Source organism: Burkholderia humptydooensis, from assembly GCF_001513745.1.
Taxonomy (GTDB): Bacteria; Pseudomonadota; Gammaproteobacteria; order Burkholderiales; family Burkholderiaceae; genus Burkholderia; species Burkholderia humptydooensis.
In genome coordinates this window covers 629,350-645,623 of the sequence record NZ_CP013382.1, presented here as the reverse complement: position 1 = coordinate 645,623, position 16,274 = coordinate 629,350, and the positions used below count along the sequence as shown (strand labels likewise).

The following is a 16,274-nucleotide window of genomic DNA, read 5'->3' as shown; positions in this document are numbered from 1 at the left end:
ATCGCGCGTTCGTCTCGTTCAACGAATCCGACGCTCACGCCAGCGCCGCCGCGCCGCGCCCGACGCACACGCGCCTACGCGCGCTTTCGAAACACGACGCTCAGATTGTTCGCCGGCATCTCGACGATCTCGTCGAGCACGAGGCCGGACGCACTGCCGAGTTCGACTACCGCCTCCAGATCGCGCACGCCCCACGCCGGATTGCGGCTGCGCAACTGCGCATCGAACTGCGCGTTCGATTCGGCCGTGTGCGCGCCGCCGCGGCGATACGGCCCGTACAGATACAGCACGCCGCCCTCGGGCAGCACGCGCGCCGCGCCTTCGAAGAGCGCGCACGCGGCCGCCCACGGCGCGATGTGGATCATGTTGATGCAGACGAGCGCATCGGCGGCGGCTAGCGGCCACGGCTTTGCGCACACGTCGAGCGCGAGCGGCGCGCGCAGGTTCGGCAGCGCGGCATCGGCCGCCCACGCGGCAACCGACGCGCGCGCGGCCAACTCCACGTCGGTCGGCTGCCAGACGAGATCGGGCAGCGCAGCCGCGAAGTGGACCGCGTGCTGGCCAGTGCCGCTCGCGATCTCCAGCACGGCGCCGCGCGCGGGCAGCACGCGCTTCAGCACAGCGAGAATCGGCTCGCGGTTGCGTTCGGCGGCGGCCGCCCATTGGCGCGAAGTGGAATCGATCGGCATGACGAAACGAATCAGGATGGACGAGTCAGACGTGAAGCGGGCCGCGCGCGTCGCTCGCCGCAAGCCCGAGACGCGCGGCGAGCGCGGCGAGCGTCCGCCCGCACGACGCCTCGACCTTCAGCGTCAGCAACGGATCGGCGCGCGTATGCCCGAGATTGATCGCGACGATCGGCTTGCGCTGGTCGCTCGCCCATACGCAGAACCGGTAGCCGGAATACACCATCAGCGACGAGCCGACGACGAGCATCGCATCGGCGTCGTCGAGCGCGCGCGCGGCGGCCGCGACGCGCTCGCGCGGCACGTTCTCGCCGAAGAACACGACGGCCGGCTTCAGCAGCCCGCCGCACGCCGGGCACGCGGGCACGCGAAACGTGTCGAGCGCGCGCCATTCGAGATGCGCGTCGCCGTCGGCGGCGGGCTCCGCCTCGGCAACGAGCAGTGCAGGATTGTCCGCTTCGAGGATGGGCTGGATCGCCGCACGCGCGTGATGCGCGCCGCAATCGAGACACGTGACGCCGCCGATGCCGCCGTGCAGCTCGATGACGTCGACGCTGCCCGCGCGCTGATGCAGCCCGTCGACGTTCTGCGTGACGAGCCGCCCGATGCGCGCCGCCGCGCCGAGCCGCGCGAGCGCATGATGCGATGCGTTCGGCTGCGCGCGCCCGACCACGGGCCAGCCGAGCATGCTGCGCGCCCAGTAGCGGCGGCGCGCATGGTCGGAATCGAGAAACTCGCGGTACTGGATCGGCGGCGAGCGCATCCATGCGCCGTTGCGGTCGCGATAGCCGGGAATGCCGGAATCGGTGCTGATGCCCGCGCCCGTGAGCACGAAGAGGCGCGGATGTCGCTCGACGAACGCATGCAGCGCGTCGAGCGCGCGCGGATCGGCCGACGGCGCGGCGTCCGGCGATGAAAGCGGCTGCGACGAAACAACGGCGGAATCGGTCATGACAATGAGGGCTCGTCCGGCAGGATCAGCCGCTCGGGGACGTGCGCGGCCTGCCTGCGTGCCGCCACATAATACAGAATGCCGGGCACGGCGAGGCCGATGATCCACGAGATGTCGGTGCCGCCCAACTTCGCGACGAGCGGCCCGGTATAGAACTCGGTCGCGATGAACGGCATCTGCACGAGCACGCCGATCGCGTAGATCGATACGCCCGCGATGTTCCAGCGGCCGTAGCGGCCGTCGGGATCGTAGAGCGCGGGCACGTCGTAGCGCTCCTTCGTCACGCAGTAGAAGTCGACCAGATTGATCGCGCTCCACGGCGTGAAGAATGCGAGCAGGAACAGGATGAACGCTGAGAAATCCTTCAGGAATGCGTGACGACCGACGAGCGCGAGCCAGGCGACCGCGGCGACCATCGCGAGCACGTAGGCCATCCGCGCGCGCTGCGTGATCTGCGCGCGGCCCGAGAAGCCGGTGACGATCGTCGCGACCGACATCACGCTGCCGTATGCGTTGAGCGTCGTGATCGTCAGCTTGCCGAACGCGATCGCGAAATAGAGCAGCGCGGCCGTCGCGCCGCTCGCGCCGAGACTCACGATGAACTGCACTTCGTGCCCGGCGAACTGCTTGCCCGCGAGCGCCGCCGCGAACACGCCGAACGCCATCGACGCCTGCGCGCCGAGCACCGAGCCGAGACCGATCGCCCAGAACGTGCGGCGCGCGGACGTCGCGCGCGGCAGATAGCGCGAATAGTCGGCGACGTAGGGCCCGTACGCTATCTGCCACGACGCGGACAGCGAGATCGCGAGCAGGAAGCTCGGCAGCGAGAAATGCCGGATCGCGAGCAGCGCGCCGACGTCATGGCCGCCGAGGAGCCGCGCGAACATGTAGACGAACGCGATCACGCCGACGACGCTCGACACGCGGCCGAGCGCGTGAATCGTCCGATACCCGAACACCGCGAGCACGACGACGACCGCGATGAACGCGAAGATGCCGACCGTGTCGGCGACGCCGAGCAGTTGCGCGAGCGCCTGACCGGCGAGCACGGTGCCGCTCGCGGAGAAGCCGACGTACATCAGGCAGACGAGCACGAGCGGAATCACCGCGCCGTAGATGCCGAACTGCACGCGGCTCGAAATCATCTGCGGCAAGCCGAGCCGCGGCCCTTGCGCGCCGTGCAGCGCCATCACCGCGCCGCCGAGCAACTGACCGAGCGCGAGTCCGACGAGCGACCAGAACACGTCGCCGCCCAGCACGACTGCGAGCGCGCCGGTGACAATCGCCGTCACCTGAAGGTTCGCGCCGAGCCACAGCGTGAACTGGCTCGACAGCCTGCCGTGACGCTCGTGGTCGGGGATGTGGTCGATCGTGCGGCGTTCGCGCAGCGGGCGGCGTTGGGCATCGGTGACGTTCGGCATGGCGGCGGGTCCCGGAAATGTCTGAGGTTCGGAATGCTCACGGTAGCCGCTCAAAATTGTATAGACAACTCTTTTGGGGATTCGGGTTTGTACCGAGGCGGCAATGTGGTGAATCCCCGCGCACTATTCCGCAAACCACCCCGCGACAAATCCGGACGCGAAGGCTTTGCGAGGCCCGCAACGAAATGGCGGGCCGCACCGCTCTCGATAGGCCGAGACTTCCACCTTCGCCTCCGACTACACCTTCGCCTACCGCTGCGGTTCCAACACCAACTTCTGCCCTAGCGCCCCCGCCGGCGCGTCCACCACGCGCACTAGCTTCATCTGATACTGCGCGCGCGCGTCGAAGCGCGGGCGCTCGAACGCGTCGGCCTTGCCGAGATTCTTCACGCGCGCCTTCTCCATCCGCGACATGAACGCGTTCATCGCCGCCTCCCGCTCCTTGCCCGCGACCACCGCCGCATTGACTACCCACGTCCCGTCGCGCCACACGTATTCGTCCGACAGCCGCGGCGGCGGCGTCAGGCCCGCGTCCTCGGGCGTGATGCCCGCCTGCGTGATCTCGGCGGGCGCGCCGGTGCCGATGCGGTACAGGCGCGCGCCGCCGTGCGCATTTCGAAGACAATCTGCCCGACCGTGGCCGACGCGAGCTCGCTCGCGATCCATTGCGTCGTCGCAAAGCGATTCGACCGGTCGCTCGCGTCCGGGTGGCTGCCGAATGCCGGTTTGTCGAAGTACGTTCCTTCCGGCGCGAAATGCACGGTCTGAACGCCGTTGCTCGTCACGCCGAAGTGGCCGTCGGCGATATGGAACAGGCCGGTGTCCGGTGCGCCGTCGTTCGCGAACGTCAGCGACGGGAACGCGGTCGAGCCTTCGGCCAGCACGATGCGCGCGCCCGGATCGAGCTTCAGCTCGCCCTTCAGCGCGCCCTCGCGCCGGACGGCCTTGCCGTCGACGAGGAACGTGCGGTCCGCGAAGACGTGCGAGGCACGCATGCTCAAGATGGCGGGAACGATTATCCTAGCGCACCGGCAGTTCATGCTCGAGCATCATGACACGCTGATGCAATGCCACCGCCGAACATTCCGGAGCCGGCGCAACGAGGACTTTTACTGCAGAGGAACCATGTACGTCTTGATCTACATCGCGGCTGTCGTCGCAGCGAACCTGAGCGTCGCGCACTTCGGCCCGGCATCCACGCCGATCAACGCCTTCCTGCTGATCGGCCTCGATCTGGCGATCCGTGATCGCCTGCACCTCAACTGGCGGGGGCGCGCGCTGTGGGCACGCATGTTCGCGCTGATCGCAGGCGCGGGCGCCGCAAGCTATTTGCTCAATCCCGCGTCGGGCGTAATCGCGGTGGCGTCTCTCGCTGCATTCAGTGCCGCGGCCGTCGCCAGCGCAATCGTATTCCAGGCTGCCCGCCGTTATCCCGTTCTCGCACGCGCAAACGGCGCCAACATAGCCGGCGCCGCCGCGGATTCGCTCATCTTCCCTCTGATCGCGTTCGGCACGATATTCCCGACAATCGCGTTTCTGCAGTTCCTCGCGAAGGTCGCCGGCGGCGCTGTCTGGTCGTGGCTTGTCTTTCGCAATGTCCGTGTCGCCGGATGCGAAAGCAACTGAAGCGGGAAGGAGTAAGCTGAAGGCGGCACGGCTGCACTGACGCTCAGCTCTGCGCGCGCACAAATAGATCCTCGAATGTCTGCGCCAAGATAGTCGGTTCGACGGATAACAGCAGTGCACATCTCGATTTCGCGCCCTCATCAGAAAGCGGTACGAAGGACACATCGCTCAAGCCTAACGTCGTCATCCGCTCCGGAACAATCGCCACCCCGTAACCAGCCGCGACCAAATTCAGCATCGACGTTTTGGGAGAAACGATCCGTGAAGCTGTTGGCACGAAACCGCGCTTCATGCAAAGATCGATTACGACACGTGCTAGTGTCCTGTTCCGTTGTTAACTGAAAAATGTTCGCGTAGCATGTTGACGTCAACGGAACAGGAGACGTCAACATGCCAATGGAACGACCGAAGGCGGAACTGGTGCTGAGCGAAGACGAACGCTCGCAACTGATGTCGATAGCACGTTCTCGTTCAATTTCGGCTGCGCTGGTCGCGCGGGCGCGCATCGTGCTGGCGGCTGCTGACGGCGAATCCAACAGCGCAATCGCACAACGTCCCGGCAAGCCACGCACGATCGACGATGAGCGGCTGGCTCAACTGATTCACAAGACCCTGCACACGAAGCCGGCAGATGGATCCACTCACTGGAGCGTGCGCACGATTGCCGTCGAAACCGCCCTCCGCAAACTCGGCAATCATTCTTCCTCTATCGCGGTGCAGCCCTGCCTCATTAGCCGGCCCTGAACAGTTCTGAAAGATTTATGCAGCGAGGCTGCCAGATCGAAACGGTGTTGTTGAATTTGCAGGGAGCAAGCATATTGATACGTGAATCCTGGAAATCCTGATGATGTATGAGTGGATCCGAAGACGCCAGCACCAGAGGAAGATCGCCGGGCTGCTCTACTCGCGACATGCGTTCGACCTGTCGGACGAAGAGATCATTTGGCAATGGTTAGAGAATCCATACTGGCAAGTGTTCGCCGGCGAGACGTACTTGCAAACGAAGCCGCCGATCGATCCTTCGAGCCTGACGCGCCGGCGCAAGCGACTGGGCGAAGCCGGCGTAGAAGAACTGTTGGCCGAGACGACCGAAGCGGCCAAACGTGCAAACGTCATCAAAACTTCGAGCCTGAAGCGGATGATTGTCGATACGGCGGTGATGGAGAAGGCGATTGCGTACTTTCCTCGATTCGCTCGAACTCGCCAAGGAGAAACTCATCCCCCATTAAAGACTCGTTCTTTGTCGGTCCGACTACCTGTCAGATCGAGTCCCGGCTAATACAGATGCAGCGCGTAGCCAAGACCGACCACATCGATGCAACCACCCTCGCCGAGTTCGCTGCCGTACTGGCCCAACGTCCCGACTACGAGCGCTTCGTGCGACCGCTCAGCGATCCCGCGCAGCAGGATCTGGCGGCTCTGGTCACCCGGCGATGCCAGCTTGTGGCCATGCGACTCTCCGAGCGTCAGCGCCTGGCTCGGCCGGTCACACGCCCGAGCATCCAGGCGTTGCTTGATGCCATTTCCTGTCAATCAGAGGTCGGAGGCGCATCGCCGGCGGGCGCTCCGGGCCCGTCAACACTTCCATCACTTCCTGCCTGGTGTTAGTCAAAAACACAGTCTTATGCCTACCCGCTAGTTTAAGTGAGAGGCTATGTCCGGTGTTTCAGGGGGCTGCTCCACTTCACATCGATAGTTCTTTTCGCAGATCGGCCGCCGTCTGCATCATCAAACTATAACGGCTAGAAAGATCAGCCGTCGCCCAAGGCTCGCGAAGCCATGCCACGAGGTCCCCTCCATTGACGATTCCTACCTGCAACGGCTGTGTCCTAGCATTGAACGCATTGAGGTTCAGCAGTAGTAGTGCCTGCCCCTGGTTCAACGAAGGTGGCACTGGACCGATACCAACCGCCATCAGATAAACATCGTTCATTTGCTTGAGCAGAAAGGGGTGTTCGTCAATAGTAAGTGTGATCAGGGTAGAATCAGACACTTGAACGCGCATCTCACTGAGCCAACTCTCGACCCAAGTCTGGTAATCAAACATCAAGGTCTCCTTTCTCCATTCGCCGACCAAACTCACACTCGCCTGTCTGGAATGCGATACGCCTTGGCGTCATCGATAGTTTTCGAAGAAATAGATTCAGATAAAACACTGATTCGCGGTTTGTAATTCGCCGCCAAATTTGACAACGCTTCGTTATACTCTTTACGCGTTGATGCTTTGTTGAGTCGATCCTCCGTTAAATTGAGTAATGCGTGGTTGGCCGCTGTTTGACCATACTTGAAGCGTGCACGATAGATAATGTCCGAGATTGCTCTACGCGATGCGTTGACTGTATCCTGCTTCTCGTTCAGCGCCTGTACCGCACGCAATGTCGGTGAATTTGTCTCCGCGCCGCGAATCGCATCGGTGATGCGTGCGAGCGATTTGGGCTGTTGCGGGTCCAACATTTTCCTCGCCAAATATGTCGCCCTATCAGCATCGCCTTCGGTCAATTCGTCGAGTCGTTGAACGAGCAAAGCCAGCCTATCCGGTGCAAGACGCTCCATCCCGGCAATTGAATTCGAGAGATCGCCAAGCATCTCGTTCGCACGAGTACGAAATCTATGCAGATTCGCTGTCAAGTGTGGATGATCATCGTGTAATGTGTGAAATTCACTATCGGCAAGTGCCAACATAGCGGCATCCGTGGACAGGAATTCCATGGTGATTTTCTGCTGACCGCGTAGAGCAATGTGCTCTTCAACCTTCGACTGTAAGTCGCGCTGCATCGCTCGCTTGTCGTCTATCGACATGCCAAAGTTCAGCGTCCCGCTCATCAATCCCGAGAAGTCGCCACGCTCGTTTTTTAATGGCACTTGCACAATCTGCTCACGCAAATCACCTAAGCCGCGCATTTGCAACGAATTTAATGCTGACATCGGTGCACCGGTCAGCCAGTCCGCGATGACGTCCGATAGGCCGGAAGGCGCGATCGGCTTGTCCGGCACCGCGCTGAACATCAAAATCAATGCATTCGGGTGCGGCAGCGCCCGGCTAGCGGATTCATGATTGACAAGGGCCGGCGCGGGGACATTGAACATGATCCCACCATCCTGATAGCGCGCGGTGCCAAAGGCCGAACTATGCGTCTGTTGCGCAAAAACGAAGGGTAAGGAGCTAGAAATGAGAGCCGCTTTTGCAATATCCATTTCCGGCGTAGTTTCCGCTGAAAAAATCGCGATCTGAGGACGATTCTTCTCCATCATCGTCCCCGTGCAACTCAACTCCTTGATAGCTGGAATATGTGGACTCAACGTATGAAGATCCCCAAACGTCACCGCCCCACCTGCCTCGAGCCGGAAGCGAATTGCTTCGATGGCGGCTTTCTGTTCACCACATTTTTTCAGATCAAGACCTGATAAATGTGCCATCACGCTCGCGCGTGATTCTTCGCGGATCAGATTTTCCAGCGCAGGTGCACGTGTTTGTGCATTCATCAAAATCGTGAGCGTGTCTCCTACATTCTTGCCGATCCCTGTTTTCTCGCCGATACGCTTGCTTGTATCGCGCAGAATCTCCTCCGCAACGTGTCTGCCAATCTGGAATGCCGGCGGGCCAGCCCGCTGCCGAAGCAAATCCACAAAATCAACACTATTGGATAGTTTAGTGAAATGTTCGCTGGAAATACCAGATGCAAGTAGGGCGGCAGTAATGGCGCCGGCTGACGATCCCGAGATTGACCTAATTTTCGACATGACCCCTTGGGCCTCAAGCGCGACTACCGCGCCGGGATACGCAGCTCCCTTTGCACCTCCACCACTCAATACAAGATTTTCTATTTCCGGATAGTTCAGCGAAATTCGTGCTTTGCCATCCTGATTTTTTTCCAATGTCAAATTGCGCGGCCCCACGTTCTGAGCCAATGGCACGTATGCTGATGCGGACGTGGCAGCTCGCCCTGCCTGCACGTTAAACTTCAACCCGATTCCGGCGGCTATTTTCGCAGCATCTGCGAGCAAGTTCGACTCGGTATTAATATGTACGCCAGGCGCGGCACCTGCGATTGGAGATAATGGCTTTGATTCGCGAACCTGGCCAGCCATCAAAATCCGTCTATTGATCGGCATCGACTTACTCCTGTTTCACTGAACAGAGTCAATAATGCTTCCAAATTCGTTTTGATAATTACTGAAATTTCAGTGATTTTTTGTTTCTTTCAATCTCAAACCGATAATTTGGCGGCCGACTGAATCGGCAAACCTAATAGTAGCCGATTCAGCAGAATGTCGACCAAGATCATTCTGTTTCCGCGGACGATCAAGCAACCGGGTGTCGAAGCCGCGGGGTTCCACCATCGACAGAGCGGGTTGTCTATCTCAACCGCGAACAATTCCGCTGACGCAAATACTCGATCACCATCAGAAGAACAATCGTGCAAGTTCGGCTCCCGGATGCTCCGCGCGCATGAACGCCTCGCCGACGAGAAACGTGTTCACGTTCGCGGCGCGCATTGTTTCGACGCTGGTCCTCGACAAGATGCCCGATTCAGTAACGACAATCCGGTCCTGCGGAATCATGTCGAGCATGTCAAGAGTCGTCTGGATCGTCGTCTCAAACGTGCGCAAGTTGCGATTGTTGATGCCGAGAAGTGGCGTCTTCAGCGTCAGCGCCTGCTCCATCTCATGGCTATCGTGCACTTCAACCAGCACTGCAAGCCCGAGCGAGTGCGCATACGCCTCGAGATCCTGCATCTGTGACGTGTCGAGCGCTGCGGTAATCAGCAAGATCGCGTCCGCCCCCATCGCACGAGCTTCGATGATCTGGTACGCGTCAATGATAAAGTCTTTGCGCAACACGGGCAGCGTACAAGCGGAACGCGCCTCCTTGAGATAGCGGACTCCACCTTGGAAAAATTGCTCATCGGTCAGCACGGATAGGCACGCGGCTCCGTGCAACGCATACGAGAGGGCGATGTCGGCTGGCGCAAAATGCTCGCGCAGCACGCCCTTCGACGGACTCGCCTTTTTGATTTCCGCGATGACGGCCGCGTCGCCGGTCGCGTGCTTCGAACGCAACGCCCCAACGAAATCGCGCAAATCACATGTGGAGGCTTCCCGTTTTAGCGCCTCGACTGGCGTACTGCGCATGGCCGCTGCGACTTCTTCGCGCTTGACCGCGATGATGCGTTCGAGAATATCGCTCATTTGAGTTTCTCCACAATTCATAAAACAAGGTTATAGAGACCGCAGGAGCAGATTGCACACATGAACCGGTCAGACGATCATGCTGGCGGCAGCGCCGTCTCGAAAGGTGCAATTGGAAGGATATTTATTTGCCACTGTAATGTAATTGTATGCTTCGTTGCATCCGGGTTTTCATGGATGAATGATTCCTCGCATCGGCGATCGGATGCTGATTCGCTGCCAGAGCGCAATCAGGCTTGCCGGAATCTTCGTCGCAATGGTTTTTCAAGGATCGGTCCGACGCTGAGGCCGATCACGACAACCGCCCCGACGCGCCGCTTACCCTGCGCGACCTCGCCGGCCCGTAGCACGGCATGCTGAGCGGCGGCACGCTCGACGCATCGCCGGACAATCTCCCACTTGCATTGAAGGAATGCCTCGCCCACCCGTCAAATCCGCGCGTTGTACCGGATATTCAGTGCATACAAACTGCTTTCAGACGACTATTGTTCTCAGTACACCAAAACGCCGCCGACTACTGACCAGCCCCACGTAAACGTTAATCGATTGGCATTGCCCACGTTGAAGACGAAATGGCATTGAATCGTAGGAATGCAAGAGTGAAGCAGCGTCCGCTTCGATGAACTTTCTTCGTAAACACGCTTGATAACGCAGCGCTTTTCATGTGCACGACGAATTGCTCCCATGAATCGACCACGGCAAATTCCGCATAACCGACAGGTTCGCCAGCGTGCACATTCCGAAAACCTGTCTCGCATTCTCGATCGAGGCTCTGTGTCGCGCATTACATTGCCCGATTCGGCGTCGACTCTTTGCAGGCCATTCCTTCGGAAGCGCGGTCTCGTGAACCAAGGTGTTCGGAACACGACACTGCCTGGCAAGAGCGACCGGTAGCTGAAAGTCCATGAGCGCGGCGCTGGTCGGCACGTCTCGCTTTACTCGCACGCTCCACTCCGAAAGCTCACATCTGCGAACCTCTCGGCGCGTCATGGATTACTGCCGAATCGAGTAAATCCATGTTTCCTTGGAGAGAACGGCTGCCCACTTTCCATCGGCGGAACCGAAATCCAACTTGCTGGAATCATTTCATGACAGCTCTTTTAGACCGACTTAGATCTATAGAGGATTTTCAGGCGGAACTCCTCTTCCCCGAGCAGGAATTCCTCCTTCGCGTTCACGCGGCTTCCAGCCCGCCCGCGGTCGCGTGGGTCACGAAACACCGTCAATTGCTGCGCGAAGCACTTCTGCGCTATGGCGTCGTGTTGATTCGCGGGCTGGATTGCGACCGGAAAGCATTTGGCTCGATCGCGGAATTGCTCGAGCCGTCCGAATTCGATTACACCGCCGGGAGCGGACCGCATACGTCCGTCGACGCCAATGTCTTCACGATAGACGTACCCGGTTCCATGGCATTGCCGCAGCACAATGAGATGGCCTATAACTTTTACTGGCCGATGCATGTTCTCTTCTTCTGCGAACAACCGCCCGCACCAGGCACGGGCGGAACGACGTCCGTATGCGATTCCCGCCAATTCTTACGCGACATGGCTCCGTCGATCCTGGAGCCGTTCCTGAAATTTGGCATCCGGTATGTACGGAACTTCCCTAAACACATGCCGTACAAGTCGATAGAAGATACTTTTGGAACGAGCGACCGGACCAGAGTAAACGAGATATGCGCGGAGCGGAAGATCGAACCGATCTGGATCAGCGATGATCACCTGCAGATTCTCCAGCATGCCACGGCCGTCAGGCGTCACCCCATCACCCAGGAAGAAAGCTTCTTTAGTTCGGTTTGCGTCTGCCATCCAGCGAGTTGGTGGGATTTGGTCAAGCGGGCGTACCCGAACGCCCCGCCTCCGCGCTCGCAAGATGAAATATGGCAGACGGCCTTATACGGAAACGGCGCTCCAATTCCCGACGATGTAATACGGCATTTGCTTCATGCTTACGAGCAGCGTGAATATCATGTGGAATGGGAAAAATCCGACATTCTCTATATCGACAACATGCGCGCATCGCATGGCCGCCGTGCGTGCATCGGTACGCGCACGATTCTCGGCTCGTTCCGTACTTCCATGACAATGGCGCAGTTGGAGGCACACAACTCCTGAATGTTTCAGGCACGATCCCGGTTGGATCGTCGATGACTGGATAAATTGCATCGGCGCCATCGCATCCGATTATCGACGACCAAACCGGACAATCATCACTTTGACTAGCTTCACCATCCAGTCAATTTTTCGATGCGAGAAAATCATGAATGAGTTGACCGGAACTTGGTCACTGGAGGCAAGCGAATTTAGGTTGGCGAATGGTCGAATCACCTACCCGATGGGGCGCAGCCCGATGGGACGCATCATCTATACGGACACCGGGTACATGTCCGTGATCATGATCGCCCGAGGAAGGAAAAATATCGAATTCATTCCGGAGGCATTTTGGAAAAACATATTCAGCATAAAAAAAATGATCGGCATGATTCGATTGATTCGCGCAAATTCCGGAATCCTGAGCTACTCCGGAAAATATTCCATAGAGGGGAAAACCGTCTTGCATCACGTGGATTTGTCCAGTTACCCCGATTTTACCGGAATGAATTTGTTGCGGGATATGAAATGCGACGACGGCAAGCTCGTTCTCGATAATGCAACCACCTCCGGCTCGAGCCGCCTGGTTTGGATACGCGAAACCTGATCAACGGCCGAGAACGGAGGTTCTGGTAATTCCGGCTATTTTATTGAAACAACTCGACTTGAGCGTTGAGTCGCGCCTGAACGTGAACAATGCGCCAAGCAAGACAGGGAGGCAGAAACGGCACAGTGGCAATTGCAAGGCGCAAGCATATTGACGCGTAAATCGTGCAAATCCAGACAAGGGGCCGATGAGTTCGAAGACGCCTGTACTGAAGGAAGATTTCCTGCGCCGACTTTCGCGTGAACGGCGACTTGCCGCCTCCGCGAGCCCGCGTGGCCAAATTGAGCGACTGCGATCGATCGAGCGTGGCAATGAGCTCGAGCGGTTTGGCACGGGAAGCGGTAGGCAATCTCGTCGCACCATGCGGCAGGACTGCCGGGCTTGCCGCATATCGTTGCCCCGTCGAAGAAGGACATGGTCGTGCAGTAGTTCAGGAAGCCGTATCGGCAGATCCTCAAGGGCAAGACGTACTTGCAGACGAGGCCGGCGTTCGATCCGCGGTGTTTGACGCGCAGGCGCAGCAGCCGGGTGAAGCCGACGTTGAGGATGGCCGGCGGAGACGGTCGATGCGGCGAAACGGGCGAACTCCATCAAGAGCGCGAGCTTGAAGCGGGTCGCCGGAAGATCGGTTAAATCACGAACAATGGAGTTCGCAAATGAGAGATATGAGCAAAGTTGAATATGATGCGGCCAAGATCAGACCCTTCAACATAGATCCTCAAGTTGCAGCCATCATCAAAAACCCGGAGCGGCCTGAAGCCTTTCCTCCTTTGGCAAAAGTACCCAAGAGCATCCCCGGAACCAGCGGATTCATTGCAGGAATGAAATCCCTCTTCGCCTATAAGCGCGAAGGGCTACAGTTTTTCGCGAATCAGGCAAATATTCACGGCAAGGTGTTTCGCAATCAGCTCGGCCCGTATTCGATCGTCGGCGTGGTCGATCATGAGGTCATTTCTCAAATATTAAAAAACGGGGATCGATGTTGGTCGACTGCACTTGCGGTAGAGAGAGTGACGCGAGGGCTCAGTTTCGATATCGACCTGAAGAAGAAGAGCCGCTTGATGTCGTTGGATTTCGATGCTCACCGGCAGGTGCGCACTTTGGTTCAGCCTGCTTTCAGCGATCGCGCGCTCGCTAGCTATTTGGCCATCATCCAGCAGGAATTCACTCGGGATATCGAGGCGTGGCCTCGCGATGGAGAAGTGCCGTTCCGAGTGGAGGCCCGTCAAATTTTTTCCCAACTTGCAGCACGCCTTTTCTTCGGCATTGAGGATTCGAGCGAAGCCGCACGTCTCGAAGGAGCCACACGTGATTACTGGAATGCGATTCCCGTCGTGTTGAAGAATCGGCACCTCAACGAACGATGGAGACGTGGTTTGGACGGGGTCGCGACGCTCAGCAGCATCATGTACGACCTGATTCCAAAGCGCCGCGACGAAGGAGGGACGGACCTGTTCAGTCAACTGTGCAAGTCGAGGGAGGATACGGGGGGCCTGGACGACGACCAACTGGTTGATTTGATGCTCAACATTGTCTTCGCCGCGTTCGACACGACGACGATGGGAATCACCAGCATGGCCTATCTGCTTGCCAAGCATCCTCATTGGCAGGAGGTCCTGCGAGCAGAATCCATGCGGCTACCTGAGCAAGCGGCGTTGGCGGACTTCAACGGCATGGAGCGAACCACCCAGGTCTGGAAGGAAACGCTTCGAATGTATCCCGTATCCGCCATCACGCCCCGCGTTTCCCTAGGCGAATGTCAAGTCGGCCCTTACGTCGTTCCCCCTCGAACGCTGGTCTTCAATTTCACCGGCCTGCTTGGTCAGGATTCCGATCTTTGGGATCATCCACAGCGCTTCGACCCCGAGCGATTCTCGCCGGAGCGCGCGGAATACCAACGGCATCGTGGCCAATACCTCCCCTTCGGACACGGCGTTCATACTTGTGTCGGCGCCGCCTTGGCGAATCTTGAGGCGAAAGTATTTTGGAGCATTGTTCTGACTCGGTATAAGTTCAGTCTTGCCAAGGATTACGATGCGGTTCATTGCATGAATCCCTTGGGTAGTGTCTCCGGCGAAGTGGCGTTGAAGGTCGAGAGATTGTGATCAGGCATGCTGCCCATACGTCGCGTGGACAAGAGGAGCCTGCATCGTGCGCGCGCGTACGCAACCCATGTTGCCGGTGGGCTACGTCGAAGGCGTCGCGCATGAGGATGCCCGACACAGCATCACCACGCAGCGCCCCCTCCTGAACGCGCTCGACGGTGCCGTGCCCGCGTTACGATCTTCCCGCCCCGATAATCGGTGCTTTGGCCAGCCAGGTCCGACATGATTCCCGCCCCCAGTCGCGGTCCTTATAAGGGGGTGTTGTCACCGGGCCTGGTGGGTGGCTGGTGATCGCTGATAGGGGGTTTGGCCGGGATATCCCGCGCCGTCCGTAACGTGGATGCCGAGACTTGCCACCGTTGTTGCAGGCCAATTCGTTCACTCTGCATAAACTGTGATGCAAGAAGCCCAACAACATATCGCCGTCGATGTCTTCGTCGTCGTCGGTAAAGGCCAGCTCCCGTGGCCCGTTGCCCGCAATGAAGGCGTACTCGTCGCCCGTCTGCCGGGACAGGCCATGCGTCGCATCGCCGATCTGCATGCCGGCGAAGCCAAGACCGACAAGCCGCATAGAGCGGCATGGACTTTGCGCGCCAATCAGCGGAGGGACCCTAGCGGATCGCCTCGCGCACCGAGAAGCGTGCAACGACGGCGGCAAGCTGCTCGAGGTCGTTCCCGAGCAACGTCAAGATCGGGTGCGCACGCGGCGCCGCACCCGGCACCGCATATTTGACGAAAGTGGCCAGCGTGCCCGAAGGGCCGACATCGACGTAATCACACGGTCCGATGGCCTCGAGCCGGGTGATCGCCGCCTCGAAGCGGATGGGATCGCGCACCGCCGCGAGAAAATGCGCGCGGCGCACGGGCTGAACCATCTCTCCGCTCGCGCAGCAGACCACCGGCAGCCGCCCAGCGCCCACGGCCATTGTATCGAGCACCGCTTCGAGCGGCATTTCAGCCGCGCGCACGAAGCACGAATGAAATGCGAAGGAAACCGGCAGGTACTGATAGGCGATGTCCCGTGCACGCAGAATGCGCTCCACCTCGGATGCGCCGGTCAGGCTCGCGCTCACCACGAAATGCGAGGCAAAATTCAGCGCCGCGAGTTCAGCGTGAGCGCCGAGTCCGGCCTCGTCGAACAGCCGTGGGCCGGCAAGCACCGCGATCATCTTGCCGTGCTCGCAGCTTGCTTCCAGAGCCTGGGCATGACGAATCACGGCGACGAGTGCGTCGCGCGCATCGATGCACCCGGCGACGGCCGCGGCCGCGAAGGTGCCGAGGCTCGTGCCGAGCACTGCATCGGGTTCGACGCCGGCCTCGATCAACGTGCGCGCCAGCGCGTATTCGACCATATAGATTGCAGGATGGCTGAACAGCGTGCGATCGAACACGTCGGTTTGCGCGCGGCTTCGGCAATACAGCGTCGAGACCACGGACGCACCGGCCAGCTCGCGTGCGACGTCGTCGAGCCGATCCATCCATTCACGGAACAGAGGCTGCCGTTCGTAGAGCGGGCGCGCCATCTGGAAAGATTGCGAGCCTTGCCCGGAAAACAGGAAAACAACGCGCGGTCGGGGCATCGGTCTATACCTTTCTT

At 59.4% G+C, this 16,274-nt stretch carries 14 protein-coding genes and 4 pseudogenes; 8 read left to right on the top strand and 10 right to left on the bottom strand.

Annotated elements, in window-relative coordinates; all coding sequences use genetic code 11:
- Positions 1 to 74 precede the first annotated feature (74 nt).
- From AQ610_RS21920 to AQ610_RS21900, 5 genes are all read right to left on the bottom strand, one after another.
- Positions 75 to 752: a DUF938 domain-containing protein gene (locus AQ610_RS21920; RefSeq protein ID WP_009916232.1), complete on the bottom strand. Its 678-nt coding sequence runs from the start codon at positions 750 to 752 to the stop codon at positions 75 to 77.
- A complete protein-coding gene (locus AQ610_RS21915) occupies positions 715 to 1,638 on the bottom strand; it encodes an NAD-dependent protein deacetylase (protein ID WP_006028576.1) in 924 nt (307 codons plus the stop codon). Before AQ610_RS21915 ends, AQ610_RS21920 begins: the two co-directional genes overlap by 38 nt.
- A complete protein-coding gene (locus AQ610_RS21910; protein ID WP_006028575.1) occupies positions 1,635 to 3,059 on the bottom strand; it encodes a purine-cytosine permease family protein in 1,425 nt (474 codons plus the stop codon). Before AQ610_RS21910 ends, AQ610_RS21915 begins: the two co-directional genes overlap by 4 nt.
- Before the next feature lie 249 nt (positions 3,060 to 3,308).
- Positions 3,309 to 3,485 carry a hypothetical protein gene (locus tag AQ610_RS21905; protein WP_231749049.1) on the bottom strand — a complete coding sequence of 59 codons (177 nt, stop codon included), beginning with the start codon at positions 3,483 to 3,485 and terminating at the stop codon, positions 3,309 to 3,311.
- Positions 3,486 to 3,580: 95 nt separating this feature from the next.
- On the bottom strand, positions 3,581 to 4,054 hold the full coding sequence (locus tag AQ610_RS21900) for a hypothetical protein (RefSeq protein ID WP_006028573.1): 474 nt from the start codon (positions 4,052 to 4,054) through the stop codon (positions 3,581 to 3,583).
- Between AQ610_RS21900 and AQ610_RS21895 the strand changes: the two genes are divergently transcribed.
- Entirely contained in the window at positions 4,053 to 4,685 is a 633-nt protein-coding gene (locus AQ610_RS21895; RefSeq protein WP_006028572.1) for a VUT family protein, read from the top strand. The two genes, AQ610_RS21900 and AQ610_RS21895, sit on opposite strands and share 2 nt — an antisense overlap.
- Before the next feature lie 43 nt (positions 4,686 to 4,728).
- Here AQ610_RS21895 and AQ610_RS21890 read toward each other — a convergent pair whose 3' ends face one another.
- Positions 4,729 to 4,977, bottom strand: coding sequence for a type 2 periplasmic-binding domain-containing protein (locus AQ610_RS21890; protein WP_144411852.1), 249 nt, complete (start codon positions 4,975 to 4,977; stop codon positions 4,729 to 4,731).
- Positions 4,978 to 5,075: 98 nt separating this feature from the next.
- On the opposite strand from AQ610_RS21890, the pseudogene AQ610_RS34475 reads away from it, so the two are divergent.
- The 3 pseudogenes from AQ610_RS34475 to AQ610_RS36325 form a co-directional block, all read left to right on the top strand.
- Positions 5,076 to 5,372: pseudogene (locus tag AQ610_RS34475) on the top strand (IS630 family transposase); the annotation flags it as partial.
- A 193-nt stretch (positions 5,373 to 5,565) separates the two neighbouring features.
- Positions 5,566 to 5,865, top strand: a pseudogene (locus tag AQ610_RS21885) (transposase); the annotation flags it as partial.
- A gap of 104 nt (positions 5,866 to 5,969) precedes the next feature.
- A pseudogene (locus tag AQ610_RS36325) lies at positions 5,970 to 6,218 on the top strand (IS110-like element ISCARN26 family transposase); the annotation flags it as partial.
- A gap of 151 nt (positions 6,219 to 6,369) precedes the next feature.
- On the opposite strand, the gene AQ610_RS21875 reads toward AQ610_RS36325, so the two are convergent.
- The 3 genes from AQ610_RS21875 to trpC form a co-directional block, all read right to left on the bottom strand.
- The gene (locus AQ610_RS21875; protein WP_009916227.1) at positions 6,370 to 6,732 is read right to left on the bottom strand and encodes a hypothetical protein; all 363 of its coding nucleotides are present in this window, start codon (positions 6,730 to 6,732) and stop codon (positions 6,370 to 6,372) included.
- Between the two features lie 32 nt (positions 6,733 to 6,764).
- The gene (locus AQ610_RS21870; RefSeq protein WP_043283073.1) at positions 6,765 to 8,798 is read right to left on the bottom strand and encodes a patatin-like phospholipase family protein; all 2,034 of its coding nucleotides are present in this window, start codon (positions 8,796 to 8,798) and stop codon (positions 6,765 to 6,767) included.
- 291 nt (positions 8,799 to 9,089) lie between these two features.
- Complete coding sequence (gene trpC / locus AQ610_RS21865) at positions 9,090 to 9,875, bottom strand: indole-3-glycerol phosphate synthase TrpC (RefSeq protein WP_006028568.1); 786 nt, start codon at positions 9,873 to 9,875, stop codon at positions 9,090 to 9,092.
- A gap of 1,088 nt (positions 9,876 to 10,963) precedes the next feature.
- Between trpC and AQ610_RS21860 the strand changes: the two genes are divergently transcribed.
- The 4 genes and pseudogenes from AQ610_RS21860 to AQ610_RS36320 form a co-directional block, all read left to right on the top strand.
- On the top strand, positions 10,964 to 11,989 hold the full coding sequence (locus AQ610_RS21860; protein WP_009916225.1) for a TauD/TfdA family dioxygenase: 1,026 nt from the start codon (positions 10,964 to 10,966) through the stop codon (positions 11,987 to 11,989).
- Between the two features lie 145 nt (positions 11,990 to 12,134).
- Positions 12,135 to 12,572, top strand: coding sequence for a lipocalin-like domain-containing protein (locus tag AQ610_RS21855; protein WP_197417886.1), 438 nt, complete (start codon positions 12,135 to 12,137; stop codon positions 12,570 to 12,572).
- A gap of 656 nt (positions 12,573 to 13,228) precedes the next feature.
- Positions 13,229 to 14,677 (top strand): cytochrome P450, encoded by a 1,449-nt coding sequence (locus AQ610_RS21850; protein ID WP_043283072.1) that lies wholly within the window; start codon positions 13,229 to 13,231, stop codon positions 14,675 to 14,677.
- Between the two features lie 397 nt (positions 14,678 to 15,074).
- Positions 15,075 to 15,239, top strand: a pseudogene (locus AQ610_RS36320) (IS110 family transposase); the annotation flags it as partial.
- 49 nt (positions 15,240 to 15,288) lie between these two features.
- Here AQ610_RS36320 and AQ610_RS21845 read toward each other — a convergent pair.
- Entirely contained in the window at positions 15,289 to 16,257 is a 969-nt protein-coding gene (locus AQ610_RS21845; protein ID WP_043283067.1) for an acyltransferase domain-containing protein, read from the bottom strand.
- Positions 16,258 to 16,274: the final 17 nt, after the last annotated feature.